17 protein-coding genes are annotated in these 20,366 nt (G+C 62.3%); 6 read left to right on the top strand and 11 right to left on the bottom strand.

Annotation, left to right across the window (positions count from 1 at the left end):
- The first annotated feature begins 1,232 nt into the window (after positions 1–1,232).
- Both CUJ89_RS31845 and CUJ89_RS31840 read left to right on the top strand, forming a co-directional pair.
- On the top strand, positions 1,233–1,676 hold the full coding sequence (locus tag CUJ89_RS31845) for a type II toxin-antitoxin system HicB family antitoxin (protein WP_114181199.1): 444 nt from the start codon (positions 1,233–1,235) through the stop codon (positions 1,674–1,676).
- Positions 1,677–1,693: 17 nt separating this feature from the next.
- Positions 1,694–1,897 carry a hypothetical protein gene (locus CUJ89_RS31840; protein WP_114181198.1) on the top strand — a complete coding sequence of 68 codons (204 nt, stop codon included), beginning with the start codon at positions 1,694–1,696 and terminating at the stop codon, positions 1,895–1,897.
- Positions 1,898–2,889: 992 nt separating this feature from the next.
- Here CUJ89_RS31840 and CUJ89_RS31830 read toward each other — a convergent pair.
- The 9 genes from CUJ89_RS31830 to CUJ89_RS31790 all read right to left on the bottom strand — a co-directional run bounded on the left by CUJ89_RS31830 (position 2,890) and on the right by CUJ89_RS31790 (position 14,380).
- Positions 2,890–3,993 carry a porin gene (locus CUJ89_RS31830; RefSeq protein ID WP_114181196.1) on the bottom strand — a complete coding sequence of 368 codons (1,104 nt, stop codon included), beginning with the start codon at positions 3,991–3,993 and terminating at the stop codon, positions 2,890–2,892.
- Between the two features lie 350 nt (positions 3,994–4,343).
- The gene (locus CUJ89_RS31825; protein ID WP_114181195.1) at positions 4,344–5,375 is read right to left on the bottom strand and encodes a hypothetical protein; all 1,032 of its coding nucleotides are present in this window, start codon (positions 5,373–5,375) and stop codon (positions 4,344–4,346) included.
- A gap of 63 nt (positions 5,376–5,438) precedes the next feature.
- Complete coding sequence (gene zwf / locus CUJ89_RS31820) at positions 5,439–6,911, bottom strand: glucose-6-phosphate dehydrogenase (RefSeq protein WP_114181194.1); 1,473 nt, start codon at positions 6,909–6,911, stop codon at positions 5,439–5,441.
- A complete protein-coding gene (locus tag CUJ89_RS31815) occupies positions 6,908–7,840 on the bottom strand; it encodes a carbohydrate kinase family protein (protein ID WP_114181193.1) in 933 nt (310 codons plus the stop codon). Before CUJ89_RS31815 ends, zwf begins: the two co-directional genes overlap by 4 nt.
- Before the next feature lie 16 nt (positions 7,841–7,856).
- The gene (gene pgi, locus CUJ89_RS31810; RefSeq protein WP_114181192.1) at positions 7,857–9,455 is read right to left on the bottom strand and encodes a glucose-6-phosphate isomerase; all 1,599 of its coding nucleotides are present in this window, start codon (positions 9,453–9,455) and stop codon (positions 7,857–7,859) included.
- A gap of 33 nt (positions 9,456–9,488) precedes the next feature.
- Positions 9,489–10,430: an ABC transporter substrate-binding protein gene (locus tag CUJ89_RS31805; protein WP_114181191.1), complete on the bottom strand. Its 942-nt coding sequence runs from the start codon at positions 10,428–10,430 to the stop codon at positions 9,489–9,491.
- Positions 10,431–10,513: 83 nt separating this feature from the next.
- Positions 10,514–11,551, bottom strand: a complete 1,038-nt coding sequence (locus CUJ89_RS31800; RefSeq protein WP_114176895.1) for an ABC transporter permease subunit — start codon at positions 11,549–11,551, stop codon at positions 10,514–10,516.
- A gap of 41 nt (positions 11,552–11,592) precedes the next feature.
- Positions 11,593–13,146, bottom strand: a complete 1,554-nt coding sequence (locus CUJ89_RS31795) for a sugar ABC transporter ATP-binding protein (protein WP_114181190.1) — start codon at positions 13,144–13,146, stop codon at positions 11,593–11,595.
- A complete protein-coding gene (locus CUJ89_RS31790; RefSeq protein ID WP_114181189.1) occupies positions 13,133–14,380 on the bottom strand; it encodes an ROK family protein in 1,248 nt (415 codons plus the stop codon). Before CUJ89_RS31790 ends, CUJ89_RS31795 begins: the two co-directional genes overlap by 14 nt.
- A gap of 219 nt (positions 14,381–14,599) precedes the next feature.
- Between CUJ89_RS31790 and CUJ89_RS31785 the strand changes: the two genes are divergently transcribed.
- Positions 14,600–15,726 (top strand): IS3 family transposase gene (locus CUJ89_RS31785; protein WP_415859049.1). Its coding sequence is split into 2 segments (ribosomal slippage): positions 14,600–14,840 and positions 14,840–15,726, totalling 1,128 coding nucleotides; the frame shifts between segments, so codons are not numbered across the junction.
- 13 nt (positions 15,727–15,739) lie between these two features.
- On the opposite strand, the gene CUJ89_RS37890 is transcribed toward CUJ89_RS31785, so the two are convergent.
- Both CUJ89_RS37890 and CUJ89_RS31775 read right to left on the bottom strand, forming a co-directional pair.
- Positions 15,740–16,174 carry a hypothetical protein gene (locus CUJ89_RS37890; RefSeq protein WP_152036683.1) on the bottom strand — a complete coding sequence of 145 codons (435 nt, stop codon included), beginning with the start codon at positions 16,172–16,174 and terminating at the stop codon, positions 15,740–15,742.
- A gap of 368 nt (positions 16,175–16,542) precedes the next feature.
- A complete protein-coding gene (locus tag CUJ89_RS31775; protein WP_114181186.1) occupies positions 16,543–17,154 on the bottom strand; it encodes a TetR/AcrR family transcriptional regulator in 612 nt (203 codons plus the stop codon).
- Positions 17,155–17,639: 485 nt separating this feature from the next.
- Here CUJ89_RS31775 and CUJ89_RS31770 point away from each other — a divergent pair, with 485 nt between their 5' ends.
- From CUJ89_RS31770 to CUJ89_RS31760, 3 genes are all read left to right on the top strand, one after another.
- Positions 17,640–18,227, top strand: a complete 588-nt coding sequence (locus CUJ89_RS31770) for a tetratricopeptide repeat protein (protein WP_114181185.1) — start codon at positions 17,640–17,642, stop codon at positions 18,225–18,227.
- A gap of 120 nt (positions 18,228–18,347) precedes the next feature.
- Positions 18,348–19,175, top strand: coding sequence for a hypothetical protein (locus CUJ89_RS31765; protein ID WP_114181184.1), 828 nt, complete (start codon positions 18,348–18,350; stop codon positions 19,173–19,175).
- Between the two features lie 115 nt (positions 19,176–19,290).
- Positions 19,291–20,283, top strand: coding sequence for a hypothetical protein (locus CUJ89_RS31760; protein WP_114181183.1), 993 nt, complete (start codon positions 19,291–19,293; stop codon positions 20,281–20,283).
- Positions 20,284–20,366: the final 83 nt, after the last annotated feature.

Here is a 20,366-nt window from a genome sequence, read left to right as displayed (position 1 = left end):
ACGAGGCGCGGCGTGTGCAGACCGAGGTGGCGCTCGTTCTGTGCGGTTGAACACGCGCAAACAGAGCAAACGGACGGAACGAAGAAGCGGTTGTGGCTGCCGCTGATAAATGCGCATGCGGCCGCTGAGACCACCGATGGCAGCCGTAGCGACACGAGCCCCGGTCGAGTGCCCGCGGCCATCACCATGGGCCGCCGGTGTGACGGATATTCCGGTGCGGCGGCGCAAACCGCGGACGAGGAAACCGCGCGAGGACTTCGCGACGGGCGGAGGCCGCTAATGCCGAGATAACAGCAAACGCATGCAGGTCATCCGCGACCTGCGGAATTCATTCCGGAGCGGGTGAGCGCGTGGGGTGTTGCCGTCGCCGATCCGTATGGCGCTGCGACAGGCATGGGTGGAGGAGGTAAGAGAGACGCAGACCTTGGTCTGCGTGATCGGTTGCCTGCTATTTCTTCTTTGCTGGTTCGCCGGATGAGGTGGTCTTCGGAACGGCCGTCCATGACGTACCTGCTACGGGAGACGGCAATTTCTTCGGTTGCTTAGGCTTTTTCGCCTCTCGGTTACTGCGCGCTTGGCCCTTTGCCATAGTGTTTCCCCAATTTCACCGGCCGCAGACGCGACCGCCGTGTCAGGCAGTTTGGGCGCATTTGATGATGCTGTCGCGATCTATTTTCGGCGGCATGCATGCAGACCTTCTGGACGGGCGATTCAGGAAAGGCCGCCGATGCCCAGCGGCAGTTGGCGGCGTTGCTGTCGTGGGTAACGGAATTGCTGCCTTTCCTGCTCGAGAGGGTATACAGTGGGTTCATCAGGACCGGATGCGGTATGGCGAGCGTGTGCCGCGTGCCCCGCAGGTCCGAACAAGGCGTCGTCGAACAATCCACCGATTCCCGCTCGACACGCCACGCCTGCACCTTCAGGCCTACCCCTCGAAGCCCTCGCAGATCTCAAGGGCTTACTTCATCCGGTTTTTCGGCAACGCGAACCGCGCACGACGATATCAACGACGCTGCCGCCAAAGGGAGGTTCGGGGAGACGTGTTCCCAGCGGATAGCGATTCGCCCCGGCATGTCCTCGATCTGGATCTTGGGGATGCATCGCATTTCTTGCCCGCAACCGGAGCATCTGCTTTCGATGCTGCGCGTACATTATCGACGGCAAGGTTCAGGCGACCAGGCTATGAGCAGTACCCATACCCGTCCGCCCTTCGGACACCAGGGAGTCGTGCCATGCAGTACCCGCTCTATGTGAACCGTGCCCGCAGCACTGCGCTGCACGCGCATTTTCCCGATTTTCCCGGTGTCGATCTGATCGGTCAGTCGATTGCAGAGATCGAGCGCAATGCACCGCAAGTTGTCGAGCAGGCCTATGACGGCAGTGAGCAGCTGATTGCCGCGCCGACGCGCGACACTGAATTGCGCGCGCTCGAAACGGTGGGTGAAGATGGGCTCTGGGTGTACGTCGACATCGATCTTGCACGCGTGACATCGACGGCTGTCGAGTTGCAGTTCAGCGTTCCCGATAGTCTGCTTCGTCGCGTCGATGCAGTTGCGCGGGCCCGCCAGATGACGCGTGCGGAATTTTTCTCGCTGGCGGCGGCTCGCGAGCTACAGCGCGAGCGGACGCCGCAGGTCCCCTCAGTCGCCCTTATCGCAGGCAAGCGTTCCACCTGACATATTGGGAGTAAATCATGATCGACGATCAGGTCAATCTCGAAGAGCTTGAAGAAATGAAGCGGCAACGGCAGGCCGTGCAGGAAGCAACCGACGATGGCATGCCGGTCGCCCCTGGCGAGGACGCCAAAGCGCATGCGGAAATGCGCTATAGAAGGCCGAAGCAGTGGGTGAAATATGCAAGGAAGTGGATCGGTGCACGCGGTCACACCGTGTCTTAAGAAACTGGCGTCCCAAACGGGCGCCGATTCGTCGACTCGCGACGAGCACAGGAAGCCGGCGAAACGCCGGCTTTTTTACACCTGGGGGGATTGAGCCGGCATGCGCAAGGCTAGCTAAGGGAACGCGCACGCCCCGCATTGCGTCCGTCATGTCAGCCTTTTCAATCTGTTCTCGAATTACGTCAGACGACAGACTACGCGATAGAGAAATAGCACTCGCGTGCCCCAGCGCCCCCAATAAGTATGTTGAATCACTCAGTGCTTATGGCGCAGCCAGTCGCGAATTGGATGCGTGTCTAGCCATCGGGTAACCGGCTTGTCCTCGTGTTCCCGCCTGTAGCGTGCCGCTGCAAGTATCGCGACGCATAGCAGCACCACGATCCCAACTACAAGACTGATCATTGACTGGCTCATGGCAGCCTCCTTTGAGGTTGGACCCATGCTTATATTTTAGGTAACCAGAGAAATGACCACGGTCATTCTCGTTCGCCGGGCCCTGTTTACTACGCTCCTCTTCGCACGGTTTCCGGCTGCACCTGAGATGCGACGACCGATCACGGATTTTTTGATAATTTTAGAATCCTAAGTGTCAGGCGTCGAGATGAACCGGTGCGGCGCCGGCCTCCCGCGAATTCACCACGTCAAGACAGATCGGGCTTCCTTCTCACGATCACCGGCCTTCCAGATTGCATGGGACCATCTTAGAACCACGTCCTTGCGTGCTTCAACCATCGCTTCGGCGTGCCGTCCTGGGTCACTTCACTGTCCTTCATTCGCCCTCATGTCCGGCGCGACGGGCATACCGTCGTCGGTCGCGGTTTCCGCCGCTTCTCTCTGTTTCTTGTTTTCTGCTAGTTCTTCTGCCTTCAATGGGTTTTTAGGGCTGGCATTTTGTCGAGGAGCGAGGTGCGATGCCCTCGCGGGGCATCGCACCAAAACGCGGCGCTCGAAGCGCCGTGGAAAAACGTTTCTATCCCTTATGCGAGATCGAATCAGAACAGATGCTGGATGCCGGCGTAGACGCCCGTCTGGCTATGGCCGGGTGTCGGATTGTCGTTGTAGCCACCGCCGGCGATGGGGCCGCCGGCGCCTGCTGCGTTCGACTCCAGGCCGAAGTTCGCGTTCTTGCTATTGCGAACCGTAGCAATCTGCATGTCGAAGAGCGTGCGCTTCGAGATGTTGTATGTGCCGCCAATCGTGTAGATGTTGGCGTTACCGCCGCCATGATTGGCATTGACGTGATAGACGGCGCCGGTCAAGGCTGCGGCCGCTGTAGCCTGCCATGTTACGCCGCCCCAGACTTGCTGCGTCGACGTGATGCCGTTGTTGGCGGCCGGCGCGCCATTTGCGTGCGAGGTCTGATAGGCCGCTTGCAGTTTGAACTGGCCGAGGAATACGTTCAGGCCGGCGAAGTACTCCCGAGAATAGTTGAACACGTCGGAAAACTTGCCGTTCACGTCGCGCGCTTCGTCATAGATGCCGCGAACCTGGAAGTACGGGTTCGTGTAGGTCAGTTGCAGACCGTCGGAGCGACCCTGTGCGGTTGTGCCGTTACCATTCCAGCTCGTTGCATTCGACAGCGAATACTGGCCGTACACGTCGAAACCGTAGAAGGCCGGCGACTGGTACGAAATGTTGTTGCTGGTCTTGTTCCAGTTGCGCCCACGCACGAGTGAACCGGACGACCAGGAAGTTTGGCCGAGCGGATCGAAGTCCCACAACCCGTTCGAGATCGAGAGCTCGCGGCCGAGCAGCAGGGTGCCGAAAGCGTCATTGGAAAAACCGACCGTTGCCCAGCGATCCCAGATAGAGCCGGTGCCGCCGAGGCCACCGTTCATCGCATTGAACGAGCCTTCGAGGTGGAAGACAGCCTTATTTCCACCGCCAATATCCTCGGAACCTTTCAAGCCCCAGAGGCTGGTACCCCAGTCGCCGCTTTCGGCACGCCAGCGGCTTGTTGTGCCGCCATTGCCGTTGGCAATGCCGCTCAAGTACTCGATGCCCGCGTCGAGGCGGCCGTAGAGCGTGACACTGCTTTGTGCGTGGGCAACGATACCGGCGGACATCAACGTGGCAGTGAGTATTGCTTTTTTCATAATTGGCTCCAAACCTGTCAGAAAGGAAAACGCGTTACTGCGGCACAACAGATCCGATACGTACTGTCACCGAATAAAATAAGGAAAACGAAATAATGTGTTGTGAAAAACAGATTAAGTGTCAAGCGGGAAAGCGAAATGATCTCCGCTTGCGAAGTGTCCAGCCGGGTAAGCTGGACGAAGTCCCCGTGGTGGGCATGTGGGCAAGGCGAAACTACATACAAAAAATCATGTAGTACAACTATTCATATGAAAAATGCCGAAAGGTCGAATAATCATGAAACTAGCGCTTGGATCAGATCAATTTTTAGAAGATTTGGAGCAAAATCAGTCCGCTGCGGGATGCAAGCCTAATGTGCGGCGAGCATCTCGAATCGGTAAGCGATTTCTGTTCGGGTGTCCGGGTTCAATGTGAGTGCCGTTCGGACGCCTCGCGAATTGATCGGATTAGGCGCGAGCGAGGCCGCGCGGCCAAGCTCGAATGCACTCGCAATCGGCTCGATGCCCACGCAGAGGTTGCGGCCGTTCCACGGCGCATAGGTACGCCCGCGGTTGCTGATCCACAACAGCAGTGACGGAAGCGCGTCGGCATCCCATGTCAGCCGGTAGCGTGTGCCGGCATCGTCGTCAGTCATCGTTACCGAACCGTCGATTCCGCAGAGCTGGAGGATTTCTTCCGTGGACTGCGCGAGCGGTAGGCGGTCAAACGCGCCGAGGCCACCGGCCGCAAGGGGGACGCGCTCGAGGGTTTCGAATGTCGCACCAGCAAGCGCGCTCGATATGCCGGGTTCCGGGCCTGCCGGGTGCACCATCCCGAAACGGTATCTGCCGGGATCGATTCGAAATGCGCCAGTGAGCGTTGGCAACGCGAGATTCGGATGGAGCCCGATGGGGTATCGAATCGACCTGCGCGCTTCGATTCGGAGAATGATGTCCAAGGCAGCGCAAGCCGGATCGGCGCGCACGATGCGGGTGAGTCGTGCGATTGACGATGTTTCGGGATATTCAATTCCGATTTCGATCTCATGCGTGGTTCGTCTGACGAGTGACCATGTGCCGGTACAGCCATAACCATGCTGCAGATCGTCGCTCGAATCGAGTGCGGCGTCACGCGGGGTCGTCGGCGTCGCAGCAGTTTCCCGCCAGCTGGCGGGCAGTCGATCGGGTGAGTATGGGACACCGAACGGTACACACGGGAATTCGCTTCGCATGACGCCCAGTAGCCCGGAGGGTTGTTGTTCGGCTCGGCCGATCCATGGCGCTTCATAGAACGGACGGATCGTTCGGCCGCCTTGCTGAAATGCAACGCTGCCGAGCATGCCTCCTGCTGCATGGAGATCGAACGCACCATGTGCCCATTTGAGATGCCAGACTGTATCCATTGCTTCGTCGGGTGTAGTTGGAAAGGACGTTTCTACGATAGGGAAGAGGCATGCTTGCGCGGATTAGTTCTCTTCCTCGCTCCAGCATGTGCCATATCTCGCCAGCAACGCGCTGGCTTGCGCAGGCCCCCAGTTTCCAGCCGAATACGGTTTTGGCGCCGTCTTCAAGTCGAGAATTGGCGCGACCCAGCGCCATGCGGCTTCCTGCTCGTCGCGACGCACGAACAACGCGAGTCGACCGGCGATCACATCAAGCAACAGGCGCTGATACGCTTCCATCCGATCTTGCTGAAAGAATCGGTCGAACGCGAGATCAAGGTAGACGCCTTGCAGGGTCATGCCGAGCCCCGGCCGCTTCGCGAGTGTGCTCAGGCGGATCGATTCATCCGGTTGTAGCCGAATCGTCAACCGGTTCGAGCCCGCCCACAGCGCCGTTGGGCCGAGCGCCGAATGCGGTGGGCGCTTGAATGTGACGACAATCTCAGCCGCGCGTCGTGCCAGTCGCTTGCCCGTGCGGAGAAAGAACGGTACGCCGGCCCAGCGCCAGTTTTCGACCTCGGCCACCAACGCGACGAAGGTTTCGGTCGTACTGTCGGTCCGGATCCCGGATTCGTCGAGGTAACCCGGCACCGACTGCCCGCAGATCGCCCCCGCGCGATACTGTCCGCGTACGACGCTCTGATGCAACGCTTCTTCGGTGAGCGGTTTGAGCGCGCGCAGCACGCGCAGCTTCTCGTCGCGGACCGCGTCAGCTTCCATCGATTGAGGCGGTTCCATCGCGACGATCGCGAGCAACTGAAGCAGATGGTTCTGCACCATGTCGCGCAGCGCACCTGTCTGATCGTAAAACCCGCCGCGCCCGCCGACGCCGAGTTCCTCTGCAACCGTGATCTGAATGTTGTCGATCCATTCACGACGCCACAACGGCTCGAACATCACGTTGCCGAACCGCAGCGCGAACAGGTTTTGCACGGCTTCCTTGCCGAGGTAATGATCGATTCGGTAGATCTGCTCTTCGGAAAAAATTTGACCGACCGCATCGTTGATCGTCGTCGACGAGGCGAGATCGTAGCCCAGCGGTTTTTCGAGCACGATTCGCGATGTCGACGGGGCGAGCCCTGCCTGCGCGAGCGCGCGGCAAATCGGCACGAAAAGTGATGGTCCTGTCGCCAGATAAAAAATCTGGCGTGATGATGTCGGCGAGAGCGCGTTGGCCAAGCGCGAGAAGGTGCCAGGCTGGCTTGCGTCAAGTGCCACGTACGAGAGCCGTGCGCAGAAATCGCGCCATGCGCTTTCATCGAACCGGGCCTGCGTCAGGTGCGGCCGCACCGACGCGTCGACCCAGTTCAGGTAGCTGGCGGTATCGAGATCGTTCTGCGCAACCGCGATGATGCGTCCTTCGGGTGCGAGCAGGCCATCGCGATGAGCGGAGTAGAGCGCCGGCAGGATCTTGCGCATTGCGAGATCGCCGGTGCCGCCGAACAGCACGAATTCGAACGGAGCCGGGGTACCGGAAGACGGGGTGTGCGCACTCATTGGGCTGCGCTCGCGGTTGCGTTTGCCGATTCGATCAGCGCTTGTACTTCGGTCGCCGTCGGCGCATATGCGCCGGCACGCGAGGCAACGAGCGCCGCACAGGCGGCGGCGAATCGAAGATGTTCGGCCGCGGCGGCTTCCGGGCTCATCAGCAGGCTTGTCATCCAACTGCCGACGCATGCGTCGCCGCAGCCGACCGTGTCGACGACCGTGACCTTGAATCCCGGCTGCACCAGCGTTTCCTTGCCGGCGAAGAGTTCCATGCCAGCCGCTCCGCGCGTGACGAGCACCGCAGCCTGCGGAGCCCATGCACGGATTTGCGCGAGTGCAGCTGCCTCGTCGAACTCGGGGAACAGACCGATGAGATCCTCGTCGGACACCTTGATGTAGTCCGAGAGACCCATCATCGTGCGCAAGGTGTCGCGGTACGATGGATTGGCCATCGGCGCGCGAAAGTTGGGGTCGAACGAAATCCGCTTGCCCGCAGCACGCACGGCAAGCGCAATTTCGATCAGACGCGAAGCGAGGGGCTCGCGCACCAGACCGAGACAGCCGAAATGAACGATCTCGACGGTCTCGAGCCAATCCGGAGGCAGTGCAGTCGGATCGAACGCGAGATCGGCGCTATTCTCGCCGATGAAGAAATACTGGGGCGGCTGCGTCGCAACAACCATGGCAAGAAGCGGCGGGCGGTCGACCTGCTGCGTGAAACGCATGTCAAGGCCGGCTTCGGCGCTCTTTTGCATGAGCTCGTCTCCGAATATGTCGGCGCTCACGGCACCGGCAAAGCCGGTCGACGCGCCCAGGCGCGCGCCGACGCGGGCGACATTCCAGCATGCGCCGCCAGCAACGCTGTGCCAGCGGTTCGTGTCGTCTCGAATGAAATCGGTCAGGGCTTCGCCGAAGATGACCAGTCGCGGTAACTTCATCGTGGGATCCGGGATGTCAGGCCGCGGCGTGACGCTGCGTCTTGAAGCGGTTGATCAGCTGGTTTGTCGAGCCGTCGTGCGAGTGAACCTGCCCTGGGGTGAGTAACTCGTCCTCGATCGCAACCGCGAGTTTTTTGCCGAGTTCGACGCCCCACTGGTCGAACGAATTGATCCGCCATACCACGCCTTGCACGTATACCTTGTGTTCGTACAGTGCGATCAGCGCCCCGAGGGACGCTGGATCGAGCGTGTCCAGGCAAATCGTGTTCGTTGGCCGATTGCCTTCGAAATTGCGGTGCGGTTCGGTTGTCGAGCGCGATCCGTTCATCAATGCCTCCGACTGCGCGAAACAGTTTGCGACGAGGACGGCTTGGTGATTGTCGAATGCGTGATGCGGCCGCATGCACACGATGAAGTCGGTCGGGATGATCGCGGTACCCTGGTGCAGGAGCTGGAAGAACGCGTGTTGCCCGTTCGTACCCGGCTCGCCCCAGATTACCGGACCGGTGGCGTAATCGACGCGCTCGCCGTCGAGCGTCACTGATTTGCCGTTGCTTTCCATGTCGAGCTGCTGCAGATACGCGGGCAATCGGTGCAGATAGTTATCGTATGGGGCGATCAGGTGGCTCGTCGTGCCGAGGAAATTTTGATGCCAGATGCCGATCATGGCGAGCAGGACGGGCAGGTTGCGAGCAAGCGGTGCTTGCGCGAAGTGACGGTCCATCGCGTGCGCACCGTCGAGCAGCTGCTCGAACGCGTCCATGCCGGCCATGATCGCGATGGGCAGCCCGATGGCGGACCACAACGAGTAACGTCCGCCCACCCAGTCCCAGAACTCGAACATGTTGCCGGTATCAATGCCAAATTCCGCAACGGCTGCGGCATTCGTCGAAACGGCGACGAAGTGCTTCGCGATCGCCGAGTCCGGTGCACCGCCTTCGAGCAGCCAAGCTCGGGCGGTGTGGGCGTTCATGAGCGTCTCACGTGTCGTGAACGTTTTCGACGACACGATGAACAGCGTCGTCTCCGGGTTCACGCACTTGAGCACTTCGGCGATGTCGGCTGCGTCCACATTCGAGACGAAATGCATCTGCAACCGTTCATGCGCGTATGGCTTGAGCGCCTCGCACACCATCTTGGGACCCAGGTCCGAGCCGCCGATGCCGATGTTGACGATATCGGTGATCTGACGGCCCGTGTGACCACGCCATTCACCGGAGCGGACCGCATGGGAGAAGCGCCGCATCCGGGCAAGCACGTCGCTTACCAGCCGCGACACATCGACATCATCGACAATACGCTTCCTACCCGAACGGTCACGCAGCGCGACGTGCAGCACTGCGCGATTCTCCGTGCGGTTGATTCTCTCGCCGGCGAACATTGCGTTGCGATGCACATCGACACCTGCCTCATGCGCGAGCGCGACGAGCAGGGCGATTGTTTCGTCGTCGACAGGGTTCTTCGAGTAATCGACGAAAAGCCCGGCCGCCTCGAGGCTGAAGCGCGATGCCCGCTCCGGGTCGCTGTCGAATCGCGCGCGGATCGAGACGTCAGACAAGGCGTCCCGGTGGCTGGCGAGCGCGCGCCACGCGCGCGTTTGGGTCAAGGATGTCATGGTTGTGTCAGGCCTGGGATGCGTTGGGATGGGTCAGTGCGAGCTCCAGCCTTTGTAAGCCTTCACGTTGTCGCGCGTGATGAGCGTCGGCTCGATCAGGATCATCGGATTGGCCGGCTTCTGGCCGTTCATGATTCCGTAGCCGACGTTGACGGCCTGCTGCGCCATCGCCCACGGGTCCTGGCTCGACGACGCTTGCACCAGCGTGTTGGACTTGAGCGCCACCTCGATGTCGGGCGCGCCGTCGACCGACGTGATCACGATGCCCGGACGATTCAACTGTTTCGCGGCGAGATCGCTGCCGATCGCCTGCGGGTCGTTGATCGTGAACACCGCATCGAGCTTCGGAAAGCGCGTCAGGTAGCCCTGCATCGCGTTCATTCCGCCTTCGCGCGAACCCTTGCCGTCCTGGTCGCTCGACAGCAGCTTGATGCCCGCGTTTTTCGCGAGCACGGTCTTGCAGCCGTTGACGCGATCGATCACGGCCGACACCTGCGGACCGTTCTCGATGATCACGTTGCCCTTGCCGTTGAGTTTCTTCGCGATGTAGTCGCACGCCAGCTCGCCGGCCTTCACGTTGTTGGTCTGCACTGTCGCGTTCGCGCCGGCCGCCGCGACGTCGATCGCCACGACCGTGATGCCGGCCGCCTGCGCCTTCTTCACCGCCGGCTCGATCGCCTTCGGGTCGGTGGCGTTGAGCAGGATCATGTCGACGTGTGCGGAGATGAAGTTGTCGATCTGCGTGAACTGCTTGTTCAGGTCGTAGTCGGCCGACACGGCCGTGACCTTCGCATTCGGGTTGAGCTGCCTGGCGCGCGCCTCGGCGCCCTTGACGATCGTGACGAAGTACGGGTTGCCGAGCGACCCGACCGTGACGCCGATCGATTTGAGCGGCTTGTCGGCCGCGTGTGCGGCGGAAGCGCCGAATGCGAGTGCGCAGGCGACGGCGGTCAGGGCGGCTTTGTGCTTGAACATGTCGTTGTGTCTCCGTGAGGTCGGTGGGCGGGCGGCGCAGGAGGACCTGCCTGCGCCGCAAGGTTGAATGGACGGGAAGGGTGTCAGGTGCGTGCCGAATCGCGCTGGCGATAGCGATCGAGAGCGACGGCGCCGATGATCACGAGCCCCTTGATGATGTACTGCCAGATGTCGGACACGCCGAGCAGCACGAGACCGTTCGTCAGTACTGCGATGATCAGCGCGCCGATCAGCGTGCCGACGATCGAGCCGACGCCGCCGACGAAGCTCGTGCCGCCGAGGATCACCGCGGCGATCGCGTCGAGTTCGTAGGACTGGCCGAGCTGCAGGCCGTTGGCTGCATAGAGTCGCGCGGCCGACATCACTGCGCCGAGGCCCGCGAGCAGCCCCGACGCCGCATACACGAACAGCTGGATCGCCCGCACGTTGATGCCCGACAGGCGTGCTGCTTCCGGATTGCCGCCGACCGAATAGATCCGCATCCCGAGCACCGTGCGGCGCAGGATGAACCACGAGATCGCGATCACCGCGCACGCGATGACGACGAGCCATGGCACGCCGAGGATCGTGCCGTTGCCGATGAACGCGAACGGCAGTTGCGGATTGAATAGGGTCGTGTCGTTGCCGATCAGGCGCGCGACGCCGCGCACGGCCGTCATCGCCCCGAGCGTGACGATGAACGGGGGCAGGCGCAGGAACGAGATCAGGCCGCCGTTGATCGCGCCGAACACGAGGCCGACAGCGAGCGCGAAGGGCACGCCGAGCCAGCCCCAGCCCGGAATGGTCGACGCGAGCAGCGCCGCGACGGCCGCAGCGGCGAGCACCGAGCCGACCGACAGGTCGATGCCGCCTGTCAGGATCACGAAGGTCATGCCGGCGGCGAGCACGATGTTGATCGACGCCTGCTGCGTGACGATCGACAGGTTCTGCAGCGTGAAGAAGCCGTCGGTCAGGAAGCCGAACGCGATGCACAGCACCAGCAGCACCGGCAGCATGCCGGCGGTGCGTATCAGCGACTGCATGCGTGCGCGATGAGCGGCGGCGCGCAACTGGGGAGTACGATCGCCCACCGGATGGGCCGTCGCGGAAGCGAGGTTCCGCTGCTTGGTCGGGTTGATCATTTCGGTAACCTGAATGTAAGAGTGAAATGAAAGAGCGGGGCTCAGTGCGCGTCGGCGAGTTCGGCCTGCGAGCCGGTGGCGAGCGCGATGATGGCTTCCTGCGTGATGGGCGTGTGCGTATGGCCGCCGAGTTCGCCCGCGATCTCGCCTTCGCGCATCACGAGCACGCGATCCGCGACGCCGATGATCTCCGGCAGCTCGCTCGAGATCACGATCACGCCCACGCCGGCACGGGCCAGTTCGTTGATGATCCGGTAGATTTCCGATTTCGCGCCGATGTCGACGCCGCGCGTCGGTTCGTCGAGGATCAGCACGCGCGGCTTCGTCTCGAGCAGGCGTGACAGCAGCACTTTCTGCTGGTTGCCGCCCGACAGCGCGCCGACGTTGACGTTCGCGTGGGGTACGCGGATCGACAGCGATGCAATCGCGTCGCGCGCGCGTTCGCCGCCGCGTGCGAGGTCGAGCGCGCCGAGTCGTGCATCGCGGTTGCAGACCGAGATGTTGATGTTGTCGCGCACGCTCATGTCGAGGAACAGGCCCTGGCGCTTGCGGTCCTCGGTCAGGTAGACGAGGCCCGCGTCGATCGCGGCGCGCGGCGAGTGCGCGCCGAACGTGCGGTCGCCCAGCTTCACGTCGCCGCGCACGCGCGATTCGGCGCCGAAGATCAGCCGCGCGAGTTCGGTGCGGCCCGCGCCGACGAGCCCCGCGATGCCGAGCACCTCGCCGGCGTGCAGGTCGAGGCTGCAGCCGCGCACGCGCGCGCCGTCGGCGATGTCGCGTACCGACAGCAGCAGGTGGCCGGGGTCGTACGGCGCGTGTTCCTTCTTGTAGAAGCCGGAGATGTCGCGGCCGACCATCATCGCGACGAGGCGATCGGCCGACAGCGATTCGCGTTCGAGCGTGCCGACGTACGCGCCGTCGCGCAGCACCGACACGCGGTCGGACAGTTCGTAGATCTCCGCCATCCGGTGGCTGATGTAGATGATCGCGAGACCTTCCTCGCGCAACTGGCGGATCAGGCGGAACAGGTGCTCGGTCTCGCGCGACGACAGCGGCGTCGTCGGCTCGTCCATCACGAGGATGCGTGCGCGGGTGTGCACGGCGCGCGCGATCTCGACGAGCTGCTGTTCGGCGATCGACAGCGTGTCGACCAGCGTGTCGGGCCCGAACGATGCGCCCAGGCGCGCGAGTACGTCCTGGCAGCCGCGGGCCATCGCCGCGCGGTCGATCGTGCCCCAGCGCCGGTTGCCGCGCCGCAGTTCGCGGCCGACGTAGATGTTTTCCGCGACGGTCAGGTTCGGCGAAAGGCACAACTCCTGGTAGATCACCGCGACGCCCGCATCGCGCGCGGCGAGCGGGCCGTCGATGTCGATGCGTTCGCCGTCGATCAGGATCTCGCCGCCGGCGTCGGCGCGGTACGCGCCCGACAGGATCTTCATCAGCGTCGATTTGCCCGCGCCGTTCTCGCCCATCAGCGAATGGATCTCGCCCGGATAAACGGTCAGGCTGACGTTGTCGAGTGCACGCACGGCCGGAAACGTCTTGCTGATCCGGCGCATCTCGAGCAGCGGGCGGGGCGACTCAGAACGCGACATAAGCGACCTCTTGGGTATCCAGGCCTGCACCTCGCAGGATGCCGGAGCGCGGTGAGAAATTGAAGAACATCGGTAGCGTGGCGGCACCGATCGCACCGGCGTCGGCGCCGAATGAGCCACGCACGAGTTCCGGAGCGCTGCGCGCTTCCGGCGTGATGTCGGCGAGCGCCACGCTTAGACGCTGCATGAGCGTGTCGAGCAGGCCGGCATCGATGTCCGAATCGAGGACGACAACCGGCAAATCGAGTACCGACAGCACCGCGCGCAGGGCGAACGCGAGGGCATCGACGCAATCGTCGATCCATTCGTCGACGGCCGGCAGGCCGCGTGCGATGCAGTCATTGAGATCCGCGCGGCTGTCGACCGTCTCGCCGCAATAGCGGAGATGCCGGATCAGCGCACTCAGCGACGCACGCGTAAGGAGGATGTCCCAGGCGCCGTGCGGCGCGGGCGCCGAGCGCAGGCGGCTCGGTTGTACGGGCATCACGGCGAAATCGCCGGCGTTGCCGGTGCGGCCGTGCAGGCAGTCGCCGTCGATCGCGATCCCTCCACCGATTACCGGTCCGAGGAACAAATAGACGAAATTGTCGCGTTGACGGCCACAGCCGTAAAAGAGCTCGGCGATGGCGGCAGCATTGCCATCGTTTTCGCTGAACACCGGCAGCGGAATGACGCGGGCGAGTTCGCTGGCCAGGTCAATCTCCGCCCACGCGCGGAAGGCTTCGGCCGGAAGGCCAAGTTCGCGTAGCCAACTACCCAGGTTGAAGGGGTGAGCCACGCCGACGCCCGCCAGTCGATCGCGGTCCTGTGCGGGCAGAAGCCGTTGCATCTCTTCGATGTCGCGGCGAACCAGTTCGAGCACGGTCGCGGGTGGAGGGAGCAGGGTGTCGTGGGAGCGGCAGCCGATTACGTCGCCTGCGAAGTTGACCAGCGCAGTTTCGATGCGCATGCGATCTATGCGTACGCCGATACCGAATGCCCCATTGGGATCGACGCGAATCAGCGACGCCGGCTGGCCGCGCTGGCCTTCGGTACGGCCGGCGAATTCGATCAGCTTCGCGTCGGCAAGGGACGCGATGATGCTGCCGACCGCCGTGCCCGTCATGTTCGCGTGGCGGGCGAGGTCGGCTTTGGACGCGCTGCCTGCACGGCGCAGCGCCTTCAACAGCAAGCGCTCGTTGTAACGGCGCACGTTGGCCGAATTGCTTCCCTGGCCGATGTGCGGGCTTCTCATGGCGTCTCCTTCCATGTCGCGCCGGATGTCGACGCATTAAATAAATCACGTTGATTTATTTAAGCATGCTCCCTCGGCAAAGTCAGCCCAGGTAAACCCCGGAATGGCGTGTCCCGTGCGGCGTTTTGAAAGGTATTTGCAATGTTCATCCCGTTCATTGACCTGCTCCCCGCGTTTAGTACGGTGACGGTGTAGAGTCCGTTCCAGAGAGGAACGGCGATGAAAAAGCGATTCACCGAAGAACAAATCATCGGCATCTTGAAGGAAGCCGAGGCTGGCCTGAAGCCGGCGGAGCTGTGCCGCAAGTACGGCATCTCGGAAGCGACCTACTCCAACTGGAAAGCGAAGTTCGGCGGGATGACGATCTCCGAAGCGCAGCGCCTGAAGGAACTGGAGCAGGAGAAAAGCAAGCTCAAGCGCCTGTTGGCCGAATCGATGCTCGACAACGCCGCGTTGAAGGACCTGCTGGCTCGAAAGTAGCAAGCCCGCAGGCCAAGCGCGAAGCGGTCCGGATATTGATGACCGAACGTGCCATGGGTGTTACCCGGGCCTGCGGGCTGGTAGGGATTTCGCGCTCGCTGTTCCACTACGAATCACGCCGCCGAGTTGACGACGAAGCGCTGACTGGCCGGATGATGGCCATCGCCGCGCAGAAGCGCCGATACGGCTATCGCCGGATTCACGTGCTGTTGCAGCGGGATGGCTGCTTCGCCAACCACAAGCGCATCTGGCGCCTGTACAGCAAGGCGGGGCTGAGCGTGCGCAAGCGGCGACGCAAGCGTATTGCGGCTGTCGAGCGCACGCCGCTGCCGTTACCAACAGGTCCGAATCAGAGCTGGTCGATGGACTTCGTTTCTGACGGGTTGGCCTATGGTCGGCGGTTTCGATGCCTGCACGTGGTCGACGACTACACGCGCGAGTGCTTGACCATCGAGGTCGATACTTCGCTGCCGGGCCTACGAGTGCAGCAAGTGCTCGAGCGGCTCAAGGAGATGCGGGGCTTACCCGCATCCATCACGGTCGACAACGGGCCGGAGTTCGCTGGTAAGGTGCTGGATGCATGGGCCTACGAAGCAGGTGTCACGCTGTCGTTCATTCGGCCTGGCAAGCCGGTGGAGAATGCCTATATCGAGAGCTTCAACGGGCGGTTCCGCGACGAATGCCTGAACGAGCACTGGTTCGTCTCAATACGCCACGCCAAGCGGCTGATTGAGGAATGGCGTATCGAGTACAACACCGAGCTGCCTCATAGTTCGCTCGGCTATCTGACGCCTGCGCAGTTCGCCCGGGCGCACGACGCGAAGCAGCAGTTTTTAACCTCGGACTCTAACTGCACTTCGGACTAAAACCGGGGGCAGGTCACAGGGTCTTATCAGGGTTGATGGTCTGTCCGTCGCAATGCCATTTGGCCGCTAGGTCGGGTACCTTCAGAAGGTCGGCTATGACGCCGATTTTCCATACGTGCTTGTCGAACAGCCAGTAGAGACCTGCGTAGATAAGGCTTGCCGTGACCGGCCATAGCACCAGACCGGGAACGTGGTCGGCAACACCAAGACGCTTAGCCAGGTCAACTGCCCACAAGACGAAGACACCGATACCCGAGGCCGCGATTGCGGAAACCATGCTCAGATAACGGCCGATGACGGCTCGATTCAGGCCGCCAAGGACAGAATATTCATGTTCCAAATTGAAATTCCCCTGGGATTGTTCTTTTCGTGGGCTGTTATCCGCGACTGGATTCGAGTCTTCGAATAACAGTGCAGGGATGACGTAGCGTATGCGTTCAATGAACAACGCTGGTCTGAGCTGTGGCGTGAGGTGGGCGGTGAACGGGTAATCTCGCTATTGCACGCACACTCGTGTTCTTGCTGCTCTCGATCATGATCGCCGCCCGCTCTTCCGGGCTCGGATGCCTGTACGTCTTCTTCATCGCAACACCCTAACTTATTCGGGGTGTTGCACTTGAAGCTAGAGACTAAGCAGTCTCAGTAAGTTGTCTTTGAATAAAAAGCGACATCACACGGGCCGTGGGCCAGATCTGCGACATTCTGCAAAAATAGTGAGTCTGTTTTCGAGGTAAGCGGGTTCCGGCGCAATGCCCGATCACCGACGCAATATCTTTGTCGTCGGGTCGAGCGCGCTTACCTACGGGGGAAAACCCGTCATGCGTGTTGCGTATGGGCGTCCGCGTGTTTCGCATGCTCGGTGTCGGCACGTATTTCCTGTTCCAGGAGCGATTTCGCGGCTTGCCACGCGCGCCCCGCAGACGCGGGATTGTTGAACGCTCGCGCTTCTACTGTCGCACCGTCCAGCAGCATCATATAGACGGTCGCCAGCCGTTTTGCCGCTTCGGGCGAAACGAGATCGGCGAGCAGTTCGGCGATCCATTCGACCATCTTGCGGCGATAGCGGATCGCGACATCCGAGATGGGCGCATACGCCGTTCCGAATTCGGCCAATGCGCGCTCGAACAGGCAACCGGCGAATGCCGGCGTATTGAACCACGCTTCGTACCAGTCGAAGATCGTCTTGACCCGTTCGACCGGATTGGCGACGTGCTGCAGTTGCGCGTCGATACTGCCTACGATCAGGTCGTAACGCTGGGCCAACACTTCCCGGATGAGTTCGTCCTTGCTCGGAAAATGCCGATATAGCGTCATTCGGGCGACGCGAGAATCGTCGATGATCCAGTCGACCCCGACCGGATGAAAACCGTGCTTCGAGAACAGTTCGGTAGCTTTGTCTACCACCAACTGGCGTTTGCTGGCTCGCACGAACGGTTCCCTCCCTGATCCTTCCGACTGCGTAGACTTACTATTTTAGCATCGTACCGCTTGGTCACATCCGGTCTCGCCACCGGCCTCCCGAACTTGGCGGGCCCACCCATGACGCGCGATTGCAAGTTGTCTTGACTATGATATAGACCGATATGTATCATTTGAAACTGGAAAATGACGGTCGATGAAGCGTGCTTTAAAAAAACGGGAACGTCAGCGATCGATTCACCGCCCGACGGCGCCGCAACGGACTCGGCGGCGGAATTGAACGAATGCCGGGGCGGTGCCCGGTGCCTCTCGCTGTCTTCGCCGGCTTCGACGGTGCAGTGGTAATGCAAGACGAAAAGAGAACCTGAGAGAGCCTTGGGCTGCGTGTCGGCGTTGGCAGATGGTATTCGCCGCGCCGCGCGCAAACCGGTGCGCGCTCGCGGGGAGGGATCGCGCGAAGCAGTCGGCGCAAATAAAACTTGAGGAAAGTACCAATGCATCGCCGTTTACTCGCACCGGGGCTGCTGTTGCTATTGGCCGCGTGCGCGCAGGATCCGTCCGTGACCAGCAACACGGTGCGGATCTGCGACGACACGGGTTGTTCCGATCGTCCTAAAGATCAGGTGTCCTATCAAAATAAGGACGATGCCGAAGATCGGGACGCTCCGCGCATTGTCGCGCTGAAGCAAGCCGCGAAAACCCAGCCGAAGGCCGCCTACGACCTCGGGCTGCGCTATTTCCGCGGCGACGGCGTGCGTCAGGACAGCTACCAGGCCCTCAAGTGGATGCGCGATGCCGCCGAGCGCGGCGACCTGCAGGCGCAGAAGGCGCTCGGCAGTTTCTACCTGTTCGGCCTCGAGGAAATGGGCTCCGATCCGCGCGAAGCGGACAAGTGGCTGTCGATCGCGGCGGGCCGCGGCGACAAGGAATCGAAGAAGCTGCTCGAGCTCGCCCGCAAGGCCAAGAAAGAAGACGAAGAAGACTGGAAATGGCGCACGCAATGGCGTGACGTCTATTACGGCTACTGGTACTCGGGCTATCCGTACTACGGCGTCTGGAATCAGACGAACTGGTACTACTGACCGGGCAGAAAGCAACGGGGGCAGCAGCGGGGAGACCATCATCGCGCGCCACGCCGGGGGGCTTATCGAGGTTCGCACGAACACATAAGCCGAACAACGACTCTATCGATCGATAACGACATGAAGACCATCCTTTCCCATCGTCTTACCCAAGGTGCGCTGGTCGCAGCGCTTTGCGCTTCCGTGGCCGGCTGCGGCGGCATCGTGACGCCCGGCGGCCAGAACGCCGGCGTGACGGGCGCCGCGGCAGGCGGCACGAGCGCCGGCGCCGATTCGGGGCTGCAGCGCTGCGCGTCGCCGCTCGGCACGATCGCCGTCGACGACGGCCGCAACGCCGACTGGTGGGGCCCGTTCGGCAGCGCGACCAAGATGACGACCATCGACCCGCTGCTGCGCCTGGCCGTCCAGCAGTCGAACTGCTTCGTGATCACGTCGATCGGCAACCAGAAGAGCGACGCGCGCCTGTCGCGCATCACGCAGCTGCAGCGCGGCTCGGGCGAATACCGCGCAGGCTCGAAGCAGCAGAAGGGCCAGCGTGTCGCGGCCGACTACTACATGGAACCGCAGATCGTCATCAACGATTCGCCGATCGCCGGCATCGGCAGCATGATCGGCGGGCTGATCGGCAACAGCGCGGTGGCGGCGGTGGCCGGCCACCTGCAGACGAAGGCATCGGTCGTGACGCTGACGCTGTTCGACGTGCGCTCGGCCGTGCAGATCGCGGCGGCGGAAGGCAGCTCGACAGCGACCAACTACGGCGCGGCGCTGGGCGGCTTCGGCGGTGGCGTGGGCGGCGCGCTTGCCGGCTTCTCGACGACGCCGGAAGGCAAGGCGACGGTCGTCGCGTTCATCGACGCGTACAACAAGATGGTTGTCGCACTGCGCAGCTACAAGGCGCAGGACGTCAAGGGTGGCCTCGGCCGCGGCGGCCAGTTGCAGGTCAACTGATGCCTGCTGGCCGGCGCGCGCCCGCTGGCCGATTCCTGATGCATGAGGGTTGGTGCGCGCGGCGTCGTCCGCGCGCGCTGGCTACGTTCGTCCTTTCCGTTTCGAGGTGACTCCTATGAAAGCCGTAGCATTGATCGCACTGACCTGTCTGGCATTGACCGCGTGTGGCGGCGACGATAGTTCGACATCCGCGTCTTCGACCCCGTCGAACGGATCGGGATCCGGCGGCACCGGCGGCACGGGCGGAACCGGTGGGCCGGGCCCCGGCAGCGGCTCGTCGGGATCGGGCGGCAGCATGCTGACGCTGCGCTACGAAGCGCTGTCGCCGGCGGCGGATGCGGCCAGCTTCCTGACGCTCGTCAACGGCGAAGGCGCGAAAGGCTACCGCTACCTGAGCGACGGTTATTACTCGGTCGACGGCGCGATCCGCTCGATCTTCGTCAACGACGGCGCCGCGCAGACCTACACATACGAGCTGCTCGCCGCGCCGGCCGATGCGGCCAGCTTCATCAGCCAGGCCAACACGGCTGGTGCGCAAGGCTACCGGTACGAAGGTCCGCTCACGTACGGCAATCTTTATCGCAAAGACGGCGGCTCGTCAGCCACGTTCACGTATGCGAGCGCCGCGACGCCGGGCAGCCAGGCCGCGTTCCTCGCGCAGGCGAACGGCCAGGGCCAGTCGGGCTACTGGTTTGTCGGCCCGATGATGGTCGGGTCGGTCGCCGCGAACCTGTACATGAAGAACGGCGCGTCGAACGCGACCTACGCGTACGATGCGCTGACGCCGACCACGACCGTCAGCGATTTCATCGCGCAGGCCAATAGCGAAGGGGCGAAGGGCTATCGCGCGAAGGGTGGGATGGTGTTCGGCAGCGATTCCGCATGGGTCTATGTGAAGGACCAGACCCAGTCGCCGACCTTCACGTATCAATCGGCCACGGTGCAGACGACCAGCGCGGGCTTCGTCCAGCAATCGAACAATCTCGGCGCGCAGGGCACCGCGTACCTCGGCGACCTCGCGCTCGGCGGCACGGCGTCGTTCTACTTCAAGCCGGCGAACTGCACGGGCTTCCTCTGCACGACGCTGAATCCGCTCACGCAGAACTGAGCGGCCATTCAGGGCTTGGCGCGCCGCCTTCTCTCCCGCTTTTGCGCGCATGCGCAGTACCGCGTGCCTCGGGTGCGCACGAC

Origin of the sequence: Burkholderia pyrrocinia, from assembly GCF_003330765.1 — a bacterium.
Taxonomy (GTDB): domain Bacteria; phylum Pseudomonadota; class Gammaproteobacteria; order Burkholderiales; family Burkholderiaceae; genus Burkholderia; species Burkholderia pyrrocinia_B.
The sequence above is the reverse complement of the archived record's forward strand: the minus strand, read 5'-3'. Positions and strand labels throughout refer to the sequence as shown.